This window comes from Anoxybacillus sp. PDR2 (assembly GCF_009834045.1).
GTDB lineage: Bacteria > Bacillota > Bacilli > Bacillales > Anoxybacillaceae > Anoxybacteroides > Anoxybacteroides rupiense.
Map to the genome: position 1 here is coordinate 814767 of NZ_CP047158.1, position 18975 is coordinate 833741.

An 18975-nucleotide genomic window follows, 5' to 3' on the forward strand; every position below is an offset into this window, starting at 1 on the left:
CGATCGCCCGGCCGTCGAAATCGGTGATCATCATCTCATTTGAGAACAAAAAACGTGGATGCATCAAACTTAAATAAACGGCATTTGATCCTGGTATATATAAATCTAGTTCTTTCATCGATTGAAATGTTTTCGATTTTGATTGATGCCGATTTTTTTATAAATAAAAGCTATATTCAGTGTATCGATTTTACGGCATAATAAAAGGGAGCAACACGATTCGATTTGTATATTTCCGACATAAAGAGGAGATTGATTATGCGGCATATTGCCTTTAGGTGTCCGCCTTTTCCGACCTTTATTAAGGGAGGAGAGGCGATGTTTGTGCAAGGAAAAAAACACTTCAAGCGAACTTTTTCAGTATTTGATTTGCTGTATGTAAAGCGAGGCTGCTTATTTATGGCAGAAGAAGATCAGCTATTTGAAGTAAAAGAAGGAACCTATATGATTCTGATACCGCAACGCGAACATTATGGTTATCGCCCATGTGTGGAAGATACCTTGTTTGTCTGGCTTCATTTCACCATGGAACAACATTATGAGATCCTTCCCAAAGGAGAAATCACTTGGCATGATGTAATGGAACGAGAAGCATCATATGTAGAGGCGGCACAATATCAATTTTACTTGCCGCAGTTTGGGGTAATGAAGCACAAAGAAAGAATGGAGCAATTGCTTGAGCAAGTGGTTCATTTAGAGCACGATGGCTCTCCTGATCGTGCGCTTAAACAGCAGATTTATTTCGCGGAGTTTCTCATGCAGCTTCAGAAACAAGCATTGGACATTCCAACGGCATCAGAAAAAGTATGTGCCGAAGCTGTTCAATATATCCATAAGCACTATCGTGAGCCTTTTGAGATGAAAAAATTAGCTCGATCGTTGCGCTTTCATCCAGACTATATCACGCGCTGCATGCAAAAAACGATGGGAATGAGCGTCATGCAATATTTGCATTACTATCGGATAGCTCAGGCGAAAAAGCAGCTGGCAGAAACGAACGATACGATTGATTCCATCGCCAAGCGGGTAGGGATTGAAGATGCCGCTTACTTTTCCCGCTTGTTTAAAAAAGTGGAGGGAGTGACGCCAACAGAGTACCGCCGCATTGTTTACCGCATATGAAAAGCGAGGAGATGCTTCCTCGCTTTATAACCAATCTTCGATTTTATAGATGAAAAATCCGTATGGTGGAAGTGTCGACTTTAATGTGTCAGCCTCAGCTGCAAACTGCTCATTTGTCCATAAATTCGTGAGCAGCTTTCCTTTTAGAGAGAGAGGCAAGGTGATCTCTATTTCTTGTTCGTTATTGTTCACGAGGAAAATGATCGCTTCTTCTTCGAATGTTTTCATATAGATCAAATGATTCGTTTCATCATTTGCATCGATAAAATGAAGATTTCCGCGATTTCCAAATGCCTTATAAGCCTTGCGCAATGCAATAAGCTTTTGGACATGTCTAAAAAGCTCGCGATTTTGCTGATGTTCATCCCATATCATGCATTTGCGGCAGCCTGGATCTTGATCTCCTGTTATTCCAATTTCATCGCCATAATAGATGCAAGGTGTTCCTGTAAAAGAGAGCTGGAATAAAAACGAGAGCTTTGCTTTCCGCACATCCTCTTTGCAGAGAGTCAGCAGACGAGGCGTATCGTGACTGCCGAGTAAATTAAATGCTACTTCATTTACATTCGTTGGATAGGAATGGAGCACATGTGTCATCATTCCGACAAATTGTGAAGCGCGAATCTCATGTTGAGCAAAGAAACGAAGGGTCCCATTTGTAAAAGGATAATTCATCACAGCGTCGAATTGGTCGCCGCGCAGCCAAGGCATAGCATCATGCCAAATTTCTCCAAGAATATAGGCGTCTGGTTTGATCGTTTTCACCGCTTGGCGAAACTCGCGCCAAAATTGATGATCGACCTCATTAGCGACATCTAAGCGCCAGCCATCAATATCAAATTCACGAATCCAATAAGTCGCCACATCTAATAAATAGTTTTTCACCTCTTGGTTTTCTGTATTCAGCTTTGGCATATTCGGAGTAAAAGCAAATGTATCATAGTTTGGACGCGGCACGGTTTGCAGTGGGAATTCGCGAATATGAAACCAATGTTTATACTTAGAATTTTCTCCATATTTCAGCACGTCTTGAAATGGAGGAAATTCGTAACCGCTATGATTAAAAACCGCATCAAGCATGACGCGAATGCCTTTTTGATGGCAAAGCTCCACAAGCCTTTTAAATGTCTGTTTATCTCCAAATTGCGGATCAATTTCAAAATAATCGATCGTATCATATTTATGATTGGATGATGCTTTAAAGATAGGCGTGAAATAAATTCCATTAACTCCTAGATCAACGAGATGATCCAGTTTCTGAATAATGCCCTCAAAATCTCCACCGAAAAAGCTGGTCGGCGTAGGATCAGCGCTTCCCCACGGCAATGTTCCAGCAGGATTCAATGCTTCATTGCCATTGGCAAAGCGCTCTGGGAAAATTTGATACCAAATCGTATCTTTTACCCACTCAGGTGCTTGGAACACATCGATTTTGTTTAAAAAAGGAAAACAAAAATAATAAGCGGTATCATCCATCGGTGCCGTTCTGTAAAATCCTTTTTCTGTATAAACGATTTGCTCGTTGTTGCTTGTCAGTTCGAAACCGTAACGGAGGCGACGATATGGAGGAGTTAAGGCGATAAACCAATAATCAAACAGTTCATCTGTTCCGCTTTTTTGCATAGATTGATAGCTTACCTGCCAATGGCCGTTTTCCCATTCGTATGGATCGCCGTAAATAAGGCGGACATGCTCGACGTCATTTTTTTTTGTCCGCAATCGTATATGTAGTGTTTGCTCGTCATATGCATAAGCAAAGTTGTCTTTTGGACGATGATAAATGGCTTCTTTGAACATGGAATCAGCTCCTTTAAAAAAGATTAAGTGCAAGCGATTGCCATTTGGTTACACAGTGACAAGATGAATATGATAGCTTGTTTGTTATTTTGCCAAACAAAAAGGAAACGTATTCATTCCGTATGTTTTAAGAGTAATTGATCACTATATAAAAAGTCAATCAATCGCTAAACCAATTGTAAAAGATGTAAAAAAGAGTTGTCAAAATTCAAAATGATTGTATAATAAAAGTGATAATTTGTGCAACCGTTTTCCTAATTAATCATTATGAAAACGCTTGCCATTTTCATTTTTTGTAAATAAACAGGAGGGATCGGAATGAAAAGGATGGTATCTCTTTTTTCCTCGCTCGCATTGACGACAGGGGTGTTGGCAGGGTGCGGACCTGATGGGGAAACAACGAAGACGAATCCAAATGAAGGGAATAAGCAAACGGAAACATCAGAAAACAGCATGCCTCCTAAGCCAGATAAGCTTGTTGTTTGGGAAGATGTCAAGCGGGGAGTAGCGCTTGAGCCAGCCATTAAAGCGTTTGAAGAAAAATATGGGATTAAAGTCGAGTATAAAGAAGTAGAGATGGCGACAAAGCAACGGGAACAATTGCGTTTAGATGGCCCGGCAGGCACAGGTCCCGATGTGATTACAGTGCCTCATGACCAGATCGGCCAGCTTGTAACGGAAGGACTCATTCGTGAAATCAACGTTGATCCATCCGTATTAGATCAGTTTACAGAATCCTCTATCAAAGCGGAGACCTATAAAGGAAAGCTTTATGGGCTGCCAAAGGCCGTAGAAACCCCGGTATTTATCTATAATAAAAAGCTGATGGATAAAGCGCCGGAAACGATGGATGAGCTGTATCAATTTGCGAAGGGATTTACAAAAGGAGACAAATACGGATTTTTAGCTCTTTGGGATAACTTTTATTTTGCACACGGTGTGATTGCCGGCATGGGCGGCTATGTATTTAAAGAGGATAACGGCACATTGGATCCGAAAAATCTCGGTTTAAATAACGATGGGGCAGTCAAGGGAGCTGAATACATCCAAAAATGGTATAAAGAATTATTCCCGAAAGGAATTATCGGTGAAAACGGCGGTTCGACGATGGATGGCCTGTTTAATGAAGGAAAGGTAGCCTCTGTCATGAATGGACCATGGGCATTTCAAGGAATGCGTGATGCGGGAATTGAAATTGGAGTTGCACCGATGCCAACATTGCCAAACGGAGAACATATGAAAACGCTTATGGGCGTAAAAGGATGGCATGTGTCTGCTTTTTCCAAAAACCCAGAATGGGCGACGAAATTAATTGAGTTTTTAACGAATGAAGAAAGTGCGAAAAAGCGCTTTGAATTAACAAAAGAGATTCCGCCGATTAAATCTCTCGTTGATGATCCGCTTATTGCAGAAGATGAAGGGGCCAAGGCTGTGGCAATTCAGTCCCAATACGCGGTTCCGATGCCGAATATTCCGGAAATGTCTGAAGTATGGGGCCCGATGGCAACAGCTCTGCAATTAGTGGCGAACCAAAAGATAAAACCAAAGAAAGCATTAGATGAAGCGGTGAAAACCATTCAAACCAATATTGAAACGAATCACTCAGGCGAGTAAAAAGAGAGCGCCTCTCTTTTACGGGATCGGCGATAAGACGACTTGAAGATGAAACAAATGATTGGTGGAAAATTAGCGGTCGAAGGCAAGTTGCTGCCTTGTCTCAGTCACGTCAAAACGTGACTAGGAACCGAACAATCAGCTACTTCCAGGCAAATGAATTTGTCTGGAAGCAATGCTGTTCGGTCGACCGACTATCGAAATCAATAGTGATCGGCTCGCTTTGGGGGGACCATATTGATACATCAAGAAAAACCCATTTGCCGATCAAACAGGAAAGTGAAAAGTTTCCTTGCTTCTACTGGGCTCCATGTTTTGCACGGGCGTTTACAGTATGGATGGCTTCGATGTTTTCACACGCCTATCGCATTTGCCGAACGACGCTTTTATAGACGATGGCACTTTCGGCGATAGAAAAGGGATTGGATGCTGAACTGATATTTGCTGGCGATGAATCTAGCATTCTCGAATGTGAACGGGTTGTGAGTGGTGATATGTTAGAAAGGAGGGGCTTATGTGGAGTCGACTATCTATCAATCTCGTCATCGGAAGATTGCGCTTGGTTTATCGATTATTCCGGGACTCGGACAGCTATATAACCGCCAATATACGAAAGGTATTTTCTTTCTTGTATTAACGGTTTCTTTTTTTATTGTCTTTCATGATTTGTTGAATATCGGTTTGTGGGGATTAGTGACGCTTGGTGAAATAGTCCCGCGCGATCATTCCATTTTTTTGTTGGTGGAAGGGATTTTAGCGGCGATTGTGCTCATATTTGGCCTCGGGTTTTATGCGTTTAATTTGCAGGATGCGTATAAAAATGGACAAAAACGCGACCTTGGCTTAAAAATCAACTCGCTGCGTGAACAATATCAAACGCTTGTCGATAGCGGATTTCCTTATTTAATGATCTCGCCGGGATTTATTTTGCTCATTTTTGTCGTTGTTTTTCCGATTATTTTCGTTGTGCTGCTTGCGTTCACAAACTACGATTTGTATCATACGCCGCCAGCTAAATTAGTCGATTGGGTTGGTTTGCAAAACTTTGTTGACTTAGTGAAGCTTGATCTTTGGCGGAAAACGTTTATTAACGTATTGGCATGGACGATTATTTGGACGTTTGGCGCGACTACCTTGCAAATTGCTCTTGGCATTTTCCTAGCGATTCTCGTCAATCAAAAAGATTTAAAAGGAAAAGCGATTATCCGAACTATTTTTATTTTGCCTTGGGCCGTTCCGGCGTTTGTGACTATTTTGATTTTTGCGGGCATGTTTAATGAATCTTTTGGCGCGGTCAATCAAACCATTTTAGCCTCCTTGGGGCTTCCGGCTATTGATTGGATGACAAACCCATTTTGGACAAAGGTGGCGCTGATTTTCATTCAAACATGGCTTGGTTTCCCATTCATTTTTGCGATGACAACGGGTGTGTTGCAATCGATTCCAAGTGAATTGTATGAAGCGGCAACGGTAGATGGAGCTACAGCATGGCAAAAATTCACAAAAATCACGCTCCCTCTCGTTCTTTATACAGTCGCCCCTATTTTAATTACGCAGTATACGTTTAATTTTAATAACTTTAACATTATTTACTTGTTTAATGGCGGAGGACCGGCGGTCTCGGGCCAAAACGCCGGTGCGACCGATATTTTAATCTCTTGGATCTATCGTCTGACGATGACGTCGGCACAATACTCCAAAGCCGCGGCTGTAACCTTGCTTTTATCGCTTGTTGTTGTCTCCGTTGCTTTATGGCAGTTTAGAAGAACGAGATCATTTAAAGAAGAGGATATGATGTGAAATGGGCATGAAAAGACGAAAAATCATTCGTTTAACCTTGTCGTATATCGTGATTTTAGTGGTCGCCGCCATTATTATGTATCCGCTTCTTTGGGTTATTGGCTCTTCGTTTAATCCCGGACAGAGCTTGTCGGGGTCGAAGATGATCCCGGAGAATGCAACGCTCGCTCATTATAAAGAGCTGTTCGACCCTGATCAAAGCGATTATTTGCGCTGGTACTGGAACTCTTTAAAAATCTCTACACTCACGATGGTTTTGTCTGTTATTCTCGTAAGTTTAACGGCCTATTCATTTTCCCGCTACCGTTTTATCGGAAGGAAAAATGGTTTAATCACCTTCTTGATTTTGCAAATGATTCCGAACTTCGCCGCATTAATTGCTATTTATGTTTTAGGGCTGCTCACAAAATTAATTGATACGCATTTAGGGCTGATTCTTGTTTATGTAGGCGGATTTATTCCGATGAACACTTGGTTGATGAAAGGTTATTTAGATACGATTCCGAAAGAGCTTGATGAATCTGCGAGAATCGACGGTGCCGGACATCTGCGCATTTTTTGGCAAATTATTATGCCGTTGGCTAAACCGATCATTGCGGTTGTGGCGCTATTTACTTTTACGGGACCGTTTGCCGATTTTATTTTGGCCAGCGTTCTGCTTCGCAGCAAAGAAAAGTATACGCTGGCTGTTGGGCTGTATGACTTGGTCGCAAAGCAATTTGGAAGTGAATTTACAACGTTTGCTGCTGGTTCTGTGCTGATCGCTCTGCCGATTGCGATCCTGTTCCTTTCGTTCCAAAAATATTTTGTATCGGGATTGACAGCTGGCGGAACAAAAGGATAAGAAAGAGGGGGAAAGAACCGTTCAAGTTCTTTCCTTTCATGCTATTTCGAGCTATATTAAAACAGTAAGTAGACTCGAAATAGATAGGGAGTGGGAAGGTTGAAACGAGCATTTGCTTCTAGTTTAGCGCTTCTTTTTTTACTTTCATTTGCCATTCCTGCACAGGCAGACACAAATGAAAAGCGGACATGGCAAGACGAAACCGTCTACTTTATGATGGTTGATCGATTTAACAATTTGGATTCGACAAACGACCAAGGTGTCAATGTCAAAGATCCTCGCGCCTATTTCGGAGGGGATTTAAAGGGAATTACAGCTAAACTGGATTATATTCAAAGCATGGGATTTACAGCGATTCGACTGACGCCGATTTTTCAAACGGAGCCAGGGGATTATCAAGGAAAGAAGGTTACGGATTTTTATAAAGTCGATCCGCGTTTTGGAACGCTCAGCGATTTAAAAACATTGGTGAAAGAAGCGCATAAGCGTCATATGAAGGTGATTTTGGATTTTGTGACGAATCATACGTCATCTCGCCATCCGTGGGTAAACGATCCGGCGAAAAAAGATTGGTATCATGAGAAATGGGAGATTTCAGACTGGAATAATCCGCGGCAAATAGAGACCGGCTGGTTAAATGGGTTGCCAGATCTTGCGCAAGAAAATCCGGAAGTGAAACGTTATTTGATTGATGCTGCTAAATGGTGGATAAAAGAAACGGATATTGATGGTTATTATCTTGATGACGCTAGATATGTGCCTAAATCGTTTTGGCAGGGGTTTGCAAATGAAGTCAAAGCAGTAAAGAAAGACTTTTATCTGCTTGGAGGAATAGACAGCAATGATCCGCGTTATATAGCCGATTATGAGAAGGATGGAATCGATGGTTTTCTTGATTATCCTTTTTATAATGAAGCGTCAAAGGTATTGAGCAATGTGAATCAATCGCTTGCGCCGCTTTATCGTGTTTGGAAGAACAATGTCTCTTATTATGATCATCCTTATTTGTTAGGTACGTTTTTGGACAATGACAGAACTGTTCGATTCACAAGGCTTGCTTTAGAAAACAAGCAAAATCCGATAACCAGAATGAAGCTTAGTCTAGCTTATTTATTTTCAACGCCAGGCGTTCCTATTGTCTATTACGGAACAGAAATTGTGTTAGACGGAGGAAAGGCTCCTGATAATCATCGCCTTATGAATTTCCGCACCGATGATGAAGTGGTGAATTATATAAAAAAATTAGGAGAACTGCGCGGGCAATTACCTTCTTTGCGGCGGGGGGATTTTACTCTCTTGTACGAAAAGAAGGGAATGGCTGTTTTTAAACGAACATATAAGGGAGAAACAGCTGTCATCGCGATAAATAATACAAACAAAACGCAAAAAGTCCATTTAACAAACGCTCAGCTTGCCCCTGGAAAAGAGTTGAGAGGACTGTTATCTGGCGATTTAGTGCGAAGCAGCAAAAACGGGTATAACTTGATTTCGGATAGGGAAACAGCAGAAATTTACGTGCTTGCCAAAAAGACGGGTCTGAATATTCCATTTATCGCTGCGCTCATTGCTGTTTATGTCTTGTTTGGATTGTTTTTATACTATGCGAAAAAGCGTGCCAAACGGTCTAGGTAGGAGGGAGAAAAGATGCTGGAAGATACAAGCTTTGCTATTTTGCCGGATCGAGAGGGAAAACGGCGTAAACGGGATGTAATCGATATCGGAAACATGCTGGCTTTCTCCTGTAAAGATGAAGTGCTTTTCTTCCGGTGTGATGCAGGTGTAGTGAACGTTCAGTTTTATGATCATCCTATCGTCCGCGTCGCTTTTAATCCTTTTGGCGAAACGAGCATGAAAACAAGCCGTGCCGTCGTCATGCGGCCAAAAAAGGTAAAAGTGGATGTGCATGAAACAGAGGAACAGGTAGAGCTGGCTTCACCACAAATGAAAGTGGTAGTGAAAAAACGGCCCTTTCGTGTGCAGATTTATGATCAAGCGGGCCGTTTGCTTGTAGGGGAGGAAGCGAGAGGGATGGCCTTCACTTATGAAGGTGATGTTTACTGCTATAAAGGAATGGATCAGGCCGACCATTTTTATGGGCTCGGTGAAAAAACCGGATTTCTGAATAAGCGCGGTGAAAAATGGACCATGTGGAATACAGATGTGTATGCGCCGCATAATCCGGAAACGGACCCTCTTTATCAGTCTCATCCGTATTTTATGACGTTGCGGAATGGATGGGCACACGGTTTGTTTTTTGACAATACGTATCGGACCATATTTGATTTTCAAACGTTCGAAGATGAATATTGCTTCGCGGCGGAGGGCGGACCGATTGATTATTATGTATTTGCCGGTCCGACTCCGCGCGATGTATTGAAGCAATATACGAATCTGACAGGAAAAATGCCGATTCCTCCTAAATGGGCGCTCGGCTATCATCAATCGCGCTATAGCTATGAAACGGAGCAGGAAGTAAGAGAACTGGTGCAGACGTTTATAGAAAAAGATATTCCGCTTGATGCGGTGTATTTAGATATCCATTATATGGATGGCTATCGTGTGTTTACATTTGATAGAAACCGCTTTCCGAATCCGAAGCAGCTGATTGCCGATTTGAAACAGGAAGGGGTTCGTGTTGTTCCGATTGTAGATCCTGGGGTAAAGGTGGATCCTGAATACGCCATTTATCAAGAAGGAGTAAGGGACGATTATTTTTGCAAATACATGGAGGGAAATCATTTCATTGGGGAGGTCTGGCCAGGAAAAAGCGCGTTTCCGGATTTCACAAATGAACAAGCGCGAAGCTGGTGGGGCGACAAGCATCGGTTTTATGCTGATTTAGGCATCGAAGGTATTTGGAACGATATGAACGAACCGTCTGTGTTTAATGAAACAAAAACGATGGATATTACTGTGATGCATGATAACGATGGAAATCCGAAAACGCATCGTGAACTTCATAACCTTTACGGATTGATGATGGGAGAAGCGACATACACTGGCATGAAAAAGCTGTTGAACGGAAAGCGTCCGTTCTTGTTAACGCGTGCCGGTTTCTCAGGTATCCAACGCTATGCAGCTGTATGGACGGGAGATAATCGCAGCTTTTGGGAGCATTTGCAAATGTCGTTGCCAATGTGCATGAATTTAGGATTATCAGGCGTAGCGTTTTGCGGAGCGGATGTTGGCGGGTTTGCTCACGATACGAACGGGGAGCTTTTAGCACGTTGGACGCAGGTGGGGGCGTTTACTCCATATTTTCGCAATCATTGTGCGATCGGATTCCGCCGGCAAGAACCGTGGGCGTTTGGTGAAAAGTATGAGCGAATTATCAAACAATATATCCAGATGCGCTACGAATGGTTGCCGTATTTATACACGCTTTTTGCAGAAGCTCATGAGACAGGTGCTCCTGTCATGCGACCTTTGCTTTTTGAGTATCCGGATGATCCTCATACGTATAATCTTTATGATGAATTTTTGCTTGGTGACAATGTGTTGGTTGCTCCGATTATGACGCCTAACACAGCTTATCGAGCCGTATATTTGCCGAGAGGGAAATGGATCGATTATTGGACAGATACCGTTTGGGAGGGAGGTCAATACCATCTGGTTCATGCGGAATTAGACAAGCTCCCAATTTTTGTGAAGCAAGGCTCAGCCATTGCGCTTGCCAATGCAAGACGTTCTACTGATATGCCGGATGAACAGCGCATCGTGCGCTTATATAAAAAGTGTGATGGAAAAACCGCATATACGATATATGATGATGATGGACAAACGTTTGCTTATGAGAAAGGAATTTATTTCCGTTTGCATTTGGATATAAGGTATGATGAGAATATTGTTCGGATTGACACGAAAACGGAAGGGGAGTACCGGCCAGACTGGAAGCTGTCATTTGCGATTCATGGAGGAATGGCACAGACGACTGTGATCGTCGATGGAAACGAGCAACATGGTAGATGGGATGATAAGCAGAACATCTTATGGATCGACCACAATTGAGGGATGGAGAAGGAGGGATGTGAAATGAACGTCACCATTAAAGATGTTGCAAAACGAGCGAATGTGGCTCCCTCCACTGTTTCAAGAGTCATTGCAGATAGTCCGCGCATTAGTGAAAAAACAAAGAGAAAAGTGCGAGAAGCGATGAAAGAGCTTGGCTATCATCCCAATTTTATTGCCCGGAGCCTGGCGAATCAATCGTCGCAGGTGATTGGAATCGTGATGCCGAGCTCAACTGACCAAGCGCTGCAAAATCCGTTTTTTCCTGAGGTGATTCGCGGAATTAGCAAAGCAGCACATGAGAAAAAATATGCTTTGCAAATGTCGACAGGCGAAAAGGAAAGCGAGATTTATGAAGGTGTGATCGAAATGCTGCAGGGGCGGCGGGTTGACGGTGTTATTTTGCTTTACTCTAGAACGAATGATAAACTGATGAAATATTTGCAGAAGAACCGCTTCCCATTTGTTGTCATTGGAAAGCCTCACCAGATGGCAGAACAAATTACTCATGTCGATAATGATAACTATCGCGCGGCAAAAGAAGCGACTCAATATTTAGTTGAGCTTGGGCATAAGCGAATAGCATTTGTCGGCGGCAATATCAGCTATTTAGTGACAGTCGATCGGCTGCTAGGATATGAAGCGGCGCTTAAAGAAGCCGGGCTGCCGTACCGCCAAGAGTATATTATGCATGAAGAATTTTTAAAAGAAGGCGGACAAGAAGCGATGAAAGAGCTGCTGTCGTTACGTGAACCGCCGACAGCGTTAGTGGTGGCGGATGATTTGATGGCGCTTGGGGTTTTGAATACGTTGGACGAGATGAACGTTCGCGTTCCTGAGGATATATCCATTGTCAGCTTTAATAATACGCTGTTAGCGGAGCTCTCACGGCCTCCATTAACATCAGTCGATATTCATATTTTTCAGCTTGGATATGAAGCAGCGAAAAGTTTGATCGAAAAAATTGCGAATCCAAATGAGCCGGTCAAGCGAATTATTATTCCGCACCAGCTTATGAAACGATTTTCTTGCGATGACGATCAAATGAAATGAAAAAAGTTAGATGGCCGACAAAGTCCATTTCGGCTTTGTCGGCCATCATTGTCAAGCATTCTCCGTTTCCGCACCAGGCTGGCTTGCGCTCGGCCGACAAGGAACGCAGTCAAGCGAAGACGAAAATCGAATAAGAGAGGCTTGCGAGCGGACAAAATTCAGGCGCTTTTTTGCTCATAAGAAGAATGGGTGATTCGTATATAAACAAAAAACTTGCAACATATCGTTGCAAGTCTATCAAAGGGAAGAGAGGGGTCACCTTTTGGTTTGTGCAAAAGGCTGACAGCAAACACTGTACGTAATAATCATAATTGGATCATACATGATAAATCAAGTTTACTGTAAATAAAATTAACAATAAATGTTCAATTTCATTACATTTACCCGTTCACGATTTTTCCGCCATTCACATGAATCATTTGCCCTGTTATATAGGAGGTGTCATCGCTGGCGAGAAACACATAGCTTGGCGCTACTTCCTCAGGCTGTCCAGGTCGTTTCATCGGCGTATTCGAACCGAATGCAGCTACTTGCTCGCTGGAAAAGGTTGATGGAATGAGGGGCGTCCAAATCGGTCCGGGGGCGACACCGTTGACGCGAATTCCTTTTTGTACCAAAGATTTAGCTAACGAGCGTGTAAATGTCGCGATCGCTCCTTTTGTTGCCGAATAATCGAGCAGCTGCTCGTTGCCCTCATAAGCTGTAATGGATGAGGTGTTAATAATGGAGCTGCCTTCTTTTAAATAAGGAAGTGCCGCTTTCGCCAAATAAAAGTAGCCAAACACATTCGTGCGAAACGTTTTTTCTAGCTGCTCTGAGGTGATGTGCAGCAGGCTGTCTTGAGGATGTTGTTCAGCTGCGTTATTGACAAGAATATCTAGCTTTCCAAATGCAGAGATGACTTGCTTGACAGCTTCGATACAAAAATGCTCATCTCCCACATCTCCGGCAATCAACAGGCATTGGCGCCCCTCTTCTTCAACCTGCCGCTTGGTTTCTTCTGCATCTTGGTGTTCATTCAAATAAATAATGGCGACATCCGCGCCCTCTTTCGCAAAATAAATGGCAACCGCTCGGCCGATTCCGCTGTCTCCGCCGCTAATTAAGGCGATCTTTCCTTGAAGCTTGCCGCTTCCTCGATAGGCAGGATCCTCGGAGACGGGCTCGGGCTGCATCACGGATTGTAATCCCGGCTGCTGATATTGATGCTGTGGCGGCAAGGTCATTTGCTGCTTTGTGACCATCTTGATCATTCCTCCCTTATACCATCATGTTCAGTCATTGTTTAGTATGGGAGAATCAAGCGAAAATATCACGAAAGCCGTTTATCCATTATTTTACTATATACATACAGCTTGATGGATCAACATTTATCCCGGAAGTGAGGCATCCCTGAAAAAATGATGATAAAAGAAGGACGTGACTGGTGACATTCGATCAGACGAAACAAAAAAGCTGGCATTCGCCAGCTTTTTTACAATACATTAAAGTATTTCGCTTCTGGATGAGCAAAAACGATGGCAGATACAGAGGCTTCGGGTTCCATCATAAATTCCTCCGTTAGATCAATCCCGATCTCTTCCGGATGCAAAAGATGGAACAGTTTTTCTTGGTCTTCTAGGTTTGGGCATGCCGGATAGCCAAAAGAAAAGCGTTGTCCTTGATATTTGGCGGCGAACCGTTCCTCCATTGTGAAATCAGGATCGTCTGGAAATCCCCAACGGTCGCGCATGACTTGATGGATCCGTTCAGCCAGCCCTTCTGCTACTTCAAGCGCCAGCGCTTGAATTGCATGGCTTTTTAAAAATTCGCCGCTTTTTTTCCATTCTTGAGCTAGCTCACGGATGCCTGTTCCAGCGGTCACGGCAAATAATCCTACATAATCAAGCTGCCCGCTTTCCACCGGCTTGATATAATCAGCCAAACAAAGATAAGGTGACTGGCGCTGCCGCGGAAACTCGAATGTTTCGATCATGGTTTTTGCATCTTTCGGCGAGTAAATATAAATACGGTTTCCATCACTTTGAGCGGGAAAAAATTGATAGACAGCCGCTGGCTTTAACCACTGTTGCTGTTTGGCGGCAGAGAGAAGATCCTCTATCAATTGTTTGAGAAAAATAGCTTTTTCATTTTGTTCCGCTAATAACTTTTTCACTTTTCCTTTCAAGCCAAGGTGATGTCCGAGCAGCATTTGCCAGTTCATATACCGCTCAATGTGAGCGAGCGGGATATCTTTTAGGACATGACGCTCAAGATCTGCCGGAACATATACTGGAACATGGATGGATACATTGGACCGAACAAGGGTAGCCGTTTGCGATGATGACGCTGATACCGTAAAGCTTTGTTCCTTTCGTTTATATTCAACCTCGTTTTGCTGCAGGCGGTTGGCAAGGGAGAGACCGTCCATGGCGTCTTTTGCATAAAGCACGATTCCGTCGTACTCTGGAGCGATTTTATTTTCGGTAAATTTTCGCGATAATGCTGCTCCACCGACAAGAATAGGCAAGGAAATGCCGGCTTGTTTTAAATCTTGAGCGGTTAGCACCATTTGTTGGGCTGATTTGACAAGCAGCCCCGACAAGCCAATAATGTCGGGTTTTTCGGCTTTTATGGCTTCAATCAGCTGCTGGGAAGTGACTTTAATGCCTAGATCCACCACGTGATAGCCGTTGTTGCTCAAAATAATGTCCACTAAATTTTTGCCGATGTCATGCACATCCCCTTTGACGGTAGCAAGCATCACTTTTCCTTTTAGACTGGTTTCGGTTTTTTCCATATAAGGCTCCAAAAAGGCGACCGCTGCTTTCATTACCTCAGCACTTTGCAGGACTTCAGCGACAATGAGCTGGTTGTCATTGAACAGCCGGCCTACTTCATCCATACCGGTCATAAGCGGACCATTGATAATATCGAGAGGGTTGTTATATGTTTGCAAGGCCAACTCTAAATCCTCAAGCAATCCCTCTTTTGTTCCTTCGACGACATAGGAGGCGAGCCGTTCCTCGAGCGATAAGTGAGTATTCGTTTTTTTCGTTTCTTTCGTTTTGCCCCGGTAAAACTGAATAAAGGTGTTTAAAGTTTCATCATTCGTATGAAAGAGGAGCGCCTCAGCCAATTGCACTTCCTCCGCTGGAATGGAAGCAAAGCGCTCAAGCTTTTCCGTATTAACAATCGCGTAATCAAGGCCGGCTTGCGTACAATGATATAAGAAAACAGAATTTAAAATTTCCCTGCCAACTGGCGGCAATCCGAATGAGACATTGCTGATACCGAGTATGGTTGGACAATGTGGCAGCTGTTCTTTAATGAGTCGGATGCCCTCAATCGTTTCTTTCGCGGCGCCAATATATTGTTCGTCGCCGGTGCCGACTGGAAAAACGAGCGGATCAAAAATAATGTCATGTGGCGGTATGCCGTATTTATTGACAAGCAAATCGTAAGAACGCAAAGCGATTTCAAGCTTTCGTTCAGCGGCAATGGCCATTCCTTGTTCATCAATCGTGCCAACAACAACGGCCGCTCCATAGCGATGAATGAAAGGAACAATTTTTTCGAAACGCTCCTCTCCGTCTTCGAGGTTAATGGAATTAATAATCGCTTTTCCTTGCGAATAGGAAAGGGCGCACTCAATCACTTTTTCATCCGTTGAATCAATCACGAGCGGCACCTTTACCTTTCGAACGACTTGCTGGATAAATTGTTCCATATCTTCCTTTTCGTCGCGATCCGGATCTGCAAGGCAGATATCGATGACATGAGCGCCGTTTTTTACTTGCGTTCGAGCAATTTCCGCTGCTTCTTCATATTTTCCTTCCGCAATCAAACGTTTAAATTTGCGAGAGCCGATGACGTTTGTTCGTTCGCCGACAAAAAGCGGGCGCATTGTTTCATCGTAAATAAGTGGCTCGATTCCTGAAACAGCATGAACGGAGAATGAGGTTGGAATCGTGCGCGGAGCGACATCGCGAACCGCTTCAGCGATAGCGCGAATATGAGACGGCGTTGTGCCACAGCAGCCGCCGACGATATTGAGCCAGCCTTTCTCAGCAAAGCGGCGGATTTTTTTGGCTAACATATCCGGTGTTTCGTGATAATGCCCTTCTTCATCCGGGAGCCCGGCGTTTGGATAACAGCTGACGGCTGTATCGGCTAGTTGAGAAAGAGAACGCAAGTGATCAGTCATAAACTCCGGCCCGGTTGCACAGTTGAGCCCAATGGCAAATGGCTTCATATGGCGGACGGAAATAAAAAACGATTCAATCGTTTGTCCCGCCAACGTCGTTCCCATCGGTTCAATCGTCCCGGATATCATAAGCGGAACGATTTTTCCTGTCTTCTGAAATGCTTGTGAAACGCCGATAAAACCCGCTTTTACGTTAAGTGTATCTTGACACGTTTCTAAAAGCAGAAGATCGACGCCGCCGATTAATAGGCCGCGCGCTTGCTCTTCATAGGCGGCTACAAGTTGGGCAAATGTTGTCCCCCCGGTAACAGAAAGGGTTTTCGTTGTTGGACCCATCGAACCGGCGACAAACCGCGGCCAGCTTGAAGTGGAATGGCGTTCAGCCGCCCGCTTAGCCAGCTTGGCTGCTTCTATATTTAATTCAAGCGCCATATGGCCGAGCCCATATTCGTCTAACACCATGCTGGTAGCACCGAACGTATTGGTTTCAATGATATCGGCTCCCGCTTCAAGATAGGCTTCGTGAATCTGTACAATGACGTGAGGGGAGGTCACAGATAAATATTCATTGCATCCTTCGTATGATTCGCCGCCAAAATCAGCAGCTGTAAGCTCGGCGCTTTGAATCATCGTTCCCATTGCTCCATCCATTACTAAAATTTTCTTTTTCAGCTGATTATACAGTTGGCTAGCCATGATGAAGTACCTTCCTTTCTGAAATCGAACGTTCTTTTTCTTGAATATAGCGGACGAGCTCGACTGTCATTTCATAGCGCAAAAACGGCGTAATTAAATAAATGCCGCGAAATAAATCAAAAGCCGCATCGATGAGCGATTTGGCGATGGCAATTCCTTCTCTCGACGATTGAATCGGATCATGGGCGCAAGCCGCCATTCGGGAACGAATATCGTCCGATAACGTGATTCCCGGTACTTCGTGATGCAGAAAGTCGGCGTTACGTGCGCTTGTAAGCGGCATAATACCGATATAAATCGGCGCTTCAAGATGTTTCGTTGCCTCGTATACCTCTTCGATTTTTTGTTCGGAATAGAGCGGCTGCGAAATAAAGTAGTGGGCGCCGCACTGAATCTTTTTCTCAAGCCGCTGCACCGCTTTATCTAAATAACGGACATTCGGATTGAAGGCCGCAGCGATAGAGAAGTTGGTTTTTTGCCCAAGCGGCTGACCGGAGTAGGAAATCCCTTCATTAAATTGGCGAATCAGCTGAATTAAATCAAATGATGACAAATCATACACAGATGTTGCGCCAGGAAATTCGCCGATTTTGGATGGATCTCCGGTGACAGCAAGTACATCCGTAATGCCAAGTGTATGCAATCCCATTAAATGAGATTGCAGACCAATCAGATTGCGGTCGCGGCATGTAATGTGGATCAGCGGACGGATGCCTAGCTGTTGCTTAATAAGGGTTCCGAGCGCGACATTGCTGATGCGCGGAGTAGCTAAAGAATTATCAGCCAGTGTTAGGGCATCAATATTCGTTTCTTTGAGCGCTTTCGCTCCTTCCAAAAATTTTCCGATGCCCAGCTTTTTCGGCGGATCTAATTCAACAAGGACCGACCGCCGTTTTTTTACGATATCTTCTAAAGGCGGTTCAGATTTTGGCTCTGCTGATGGAATCGAGATGTTTGCTTGCTGCTGTTTCACTTGTTTCGTTTGAATGGGCGTGCGATCAATCAAGGCTTGTGCCATCGCCGCAATATGTTTAGGAGTCGTTCCGCAGCAGCCGCCGATCAGGCGGACGCCTTGTTCGCGAAAGGAGAGAGCCGTTTCCTTAAAATATTCGGCGTTTGTTTCATAAACAAGGCGGCCGTCGCGATAATCTGGAAGGCTAGCATTCGGATAAGCGGAAAGGAATGCGGTGCTGGGAAGCGGCACGGCTTCAAGAGAACGAATCATATGATACGGACCAAGATGGCAATTTAATCCAACTACATCGGCCCCCAATTGTTCCAATTGGGAAAGCGCATCGCTGAGCGGAGTCCCGTCTTGCAGCACGCCAACACCGTGAAGGGTCACATGGGCGATAATCGGTAATGTTGTTTCTTTTCGGGCGATGGCGAGCACCGTTTGAAGCTCCTCTAAGTCGTAATAGGTTTCAAGCAGAATTCCATCTACTTCTTCGTGCAAAAGCACGTACAACTGCTCCCGAAACGTCCGTTTCACTTCTTCAAGAGTGATGGCGCTTTTCTTGAATGTGCGAAGACCGCCGATGGTTCCAAGAACATAGGCACGGCCTGAGGCCGCTTGTTTCGCTAGCTTTACAGCTGCGCGGTTGATTTCTTTTACATCGTCCTCCAATCCATAGCGTGCTAGCTTCATATAGTTTGCGCCATATGTATTGGTTTGAATGACTTCTGCGCCAGCGTCAAGATAAGCTTCATGAATATGGATAATATCTTCTGGTTTGGAGAGATTCAATTCTTCAAAACATCGGTCAATTCCATGGGAGTATAATAAAGTTCCCATCGCCCCATCGGCGATGATGATTCGTTTCTGCAATTCTTCTAAAAATCCCATGCGTATCAC

Annotated in this window: 12 protein-coding genes; 8 read left to right on the plus strand and 4 right to left on the minus strand. The window is 44.0% G+C overall.

Features of this window, described 5'->3' with window-relative positions:
• The first annotated feature begins 258 nt into the window (after positions 1-258).
• Positions 259-1122 (plus strand): helix-turn-helix transcriptional regulator, encoded by an 864-nt coding sequence (locus tag GRQ40_RS03975; RefSeq protein ID WP_080860548.1) that lies wholly within the window; start codon positions 259-261, stop codon positions 1120-1122.
• 24 nt (positions 1123-1146) lie between these two features.
• Here the strand turns inward: GRQ40_RS03975 and GRQ40_RS03980 are convergent, their stop codons facing one another.
• On the minus strand, positions 1147-2919 hold the full coding sequence (locus GRQ40_RS03980) for an alpha-glycosidase (protein ID WP_080860549.1): 1773 nt from the start codon (positions 2917-2919) through the stop codon (positions 1147-1149).
• A gap of 318 nt (positions 2920-3237) precedes the next feature.
• On the opposite strand from GRQ40_RS03980, the gene GRQ40_RS03985 reads away from it, so the two are divergent.
• The 7 genes from GRQ40_RS03985 (at position 3238) to GRQ40_RS04015 (ending at position 12372) form a co-directional block, all read left to right on the plus strand.
• Positions 3238-4533 (plus strand): extracellular solute-binding protein, encoded by a 1296-nt coding sequence (locus GRQ40_RS03985; RefSeq protein ID WP_159719410.1) that lies wholly within the window; start codon positions 3238-3240, stop codon positions 4531-4533.
• Between the two features lie 516 nt (positions 4534-5049).
• The gene (locus GRQ40_RS03990) at positions 5050-6333 is read left to right on the plus strand and encodes a carbohydrate ABC transporter permease (protein ID WP_159719411.1); all 1284 of its coding nucleotides are present in this window, start codon (positions 5050-5052) and stop codon (positions 6331-6333) included.
• Between the two features lies 1 nt (position 6334).
• Entirely contained in the window at positions 6335-7177 is an 843-nt protein-coding gene (locus tag GRQ40_RS03995; RefSeq protein WP_159719412.1) for a sugar ABC transporter permease, read from the plus strand.
• A gap of 99 nt (positions 7178-7276) precedes the next feature.
• Positions 7277-8809 (plus strand): alpha-amylase family glycosyl hydrolase, encoded by a 1533-nt coding sequence (locus GRQ40_RS04000; protein WP_201295977.1) that lies wholly within the window; start codon positions 7277-7279, stop codon positions 8807-8809.
• Positions 8810-8821: 12 nt separating this feature from the next.
• Positions 8822-11185: a glycoside hydrolase family 31 protein gene (locus GRQ40_RS04005; protein ID WP_159719413.1), complete on the plus strand. Its 2364-nt coding sequence runs from the start codon at positions 8822-8824 to the stop codon at positions 11183-11185.
• 24 nt (positions 11186-11209) lie between these two features.
• Complete coding sequence (locus tag GRQ40_RS04010) at positions 11210-12238, plus strand: LacI family DNA-binding transcriptional regulator (protein ID WP_080860572.1); 1029 nt, start codon at positions 11210-11212, stop codon at positions 12236-12238.
• Complete coding sequence (locus GRQ40_RS04015; protein WP_156487522.1) at positions 12235-12372, plus strand: hypothetical protein; 138 nt, start codon at positions 12235-12237, stop codon at positions 12370-12372. Before GRQ40_RS04010 ends, GRQ40_RS04015 begins: the two co-directional genes overlap by 4 nt.
• Before the next feature lie 246 nt (positions 12373-12618).
• Here the strand turns inward: GRQ40_RS04015 and GRQ40_RS04020 are convergent, their stop codons facing one another.
• From GRQ40_RS04020 to GRQ40_RS04030, 3 genes are all read right to left on the minus strand, one after another.
• Positions 12619-13482, minus strand: coding sequence for an SDR family oxidoreductase (locus tag GRQ40_RS04020; protein WP_159720754.1), 864 nt, complete (start codon positions 13480-13482; stop codon positions 12619-12621).
• Positions 13483-13712: 230 nt separating this feature from the next.
• The gene (gene metH, locus GRQ40_RS04025) at positions 13713-17120 is read right to left on the minus strand and encodes a methionine synthase (protein ID WP_159719414.1); all 3408 of its coding nucleotides are present in this window, start codon (positions 17118-17120) and stop codon (positions 13713-13715) included.
• Positions 17113-18966: a bifunctional homocysteine S-methyltransferase/methylenetetrahydrofolate reductase gene (locus tag GRQ40_RS04030; RefSeq protein WP_066148225.1), complete on the minus strand. Its 1854-nt coding sequence runs from the start codon at positions 18964-18966 to the stop codon at positions 17113-17115. Before GRQ40_RS04030 ends, metH begins: the two co-directional genes overlap by 8 nt.
• Positions 18967-18975: the final 9 nt, after the last annotated feature.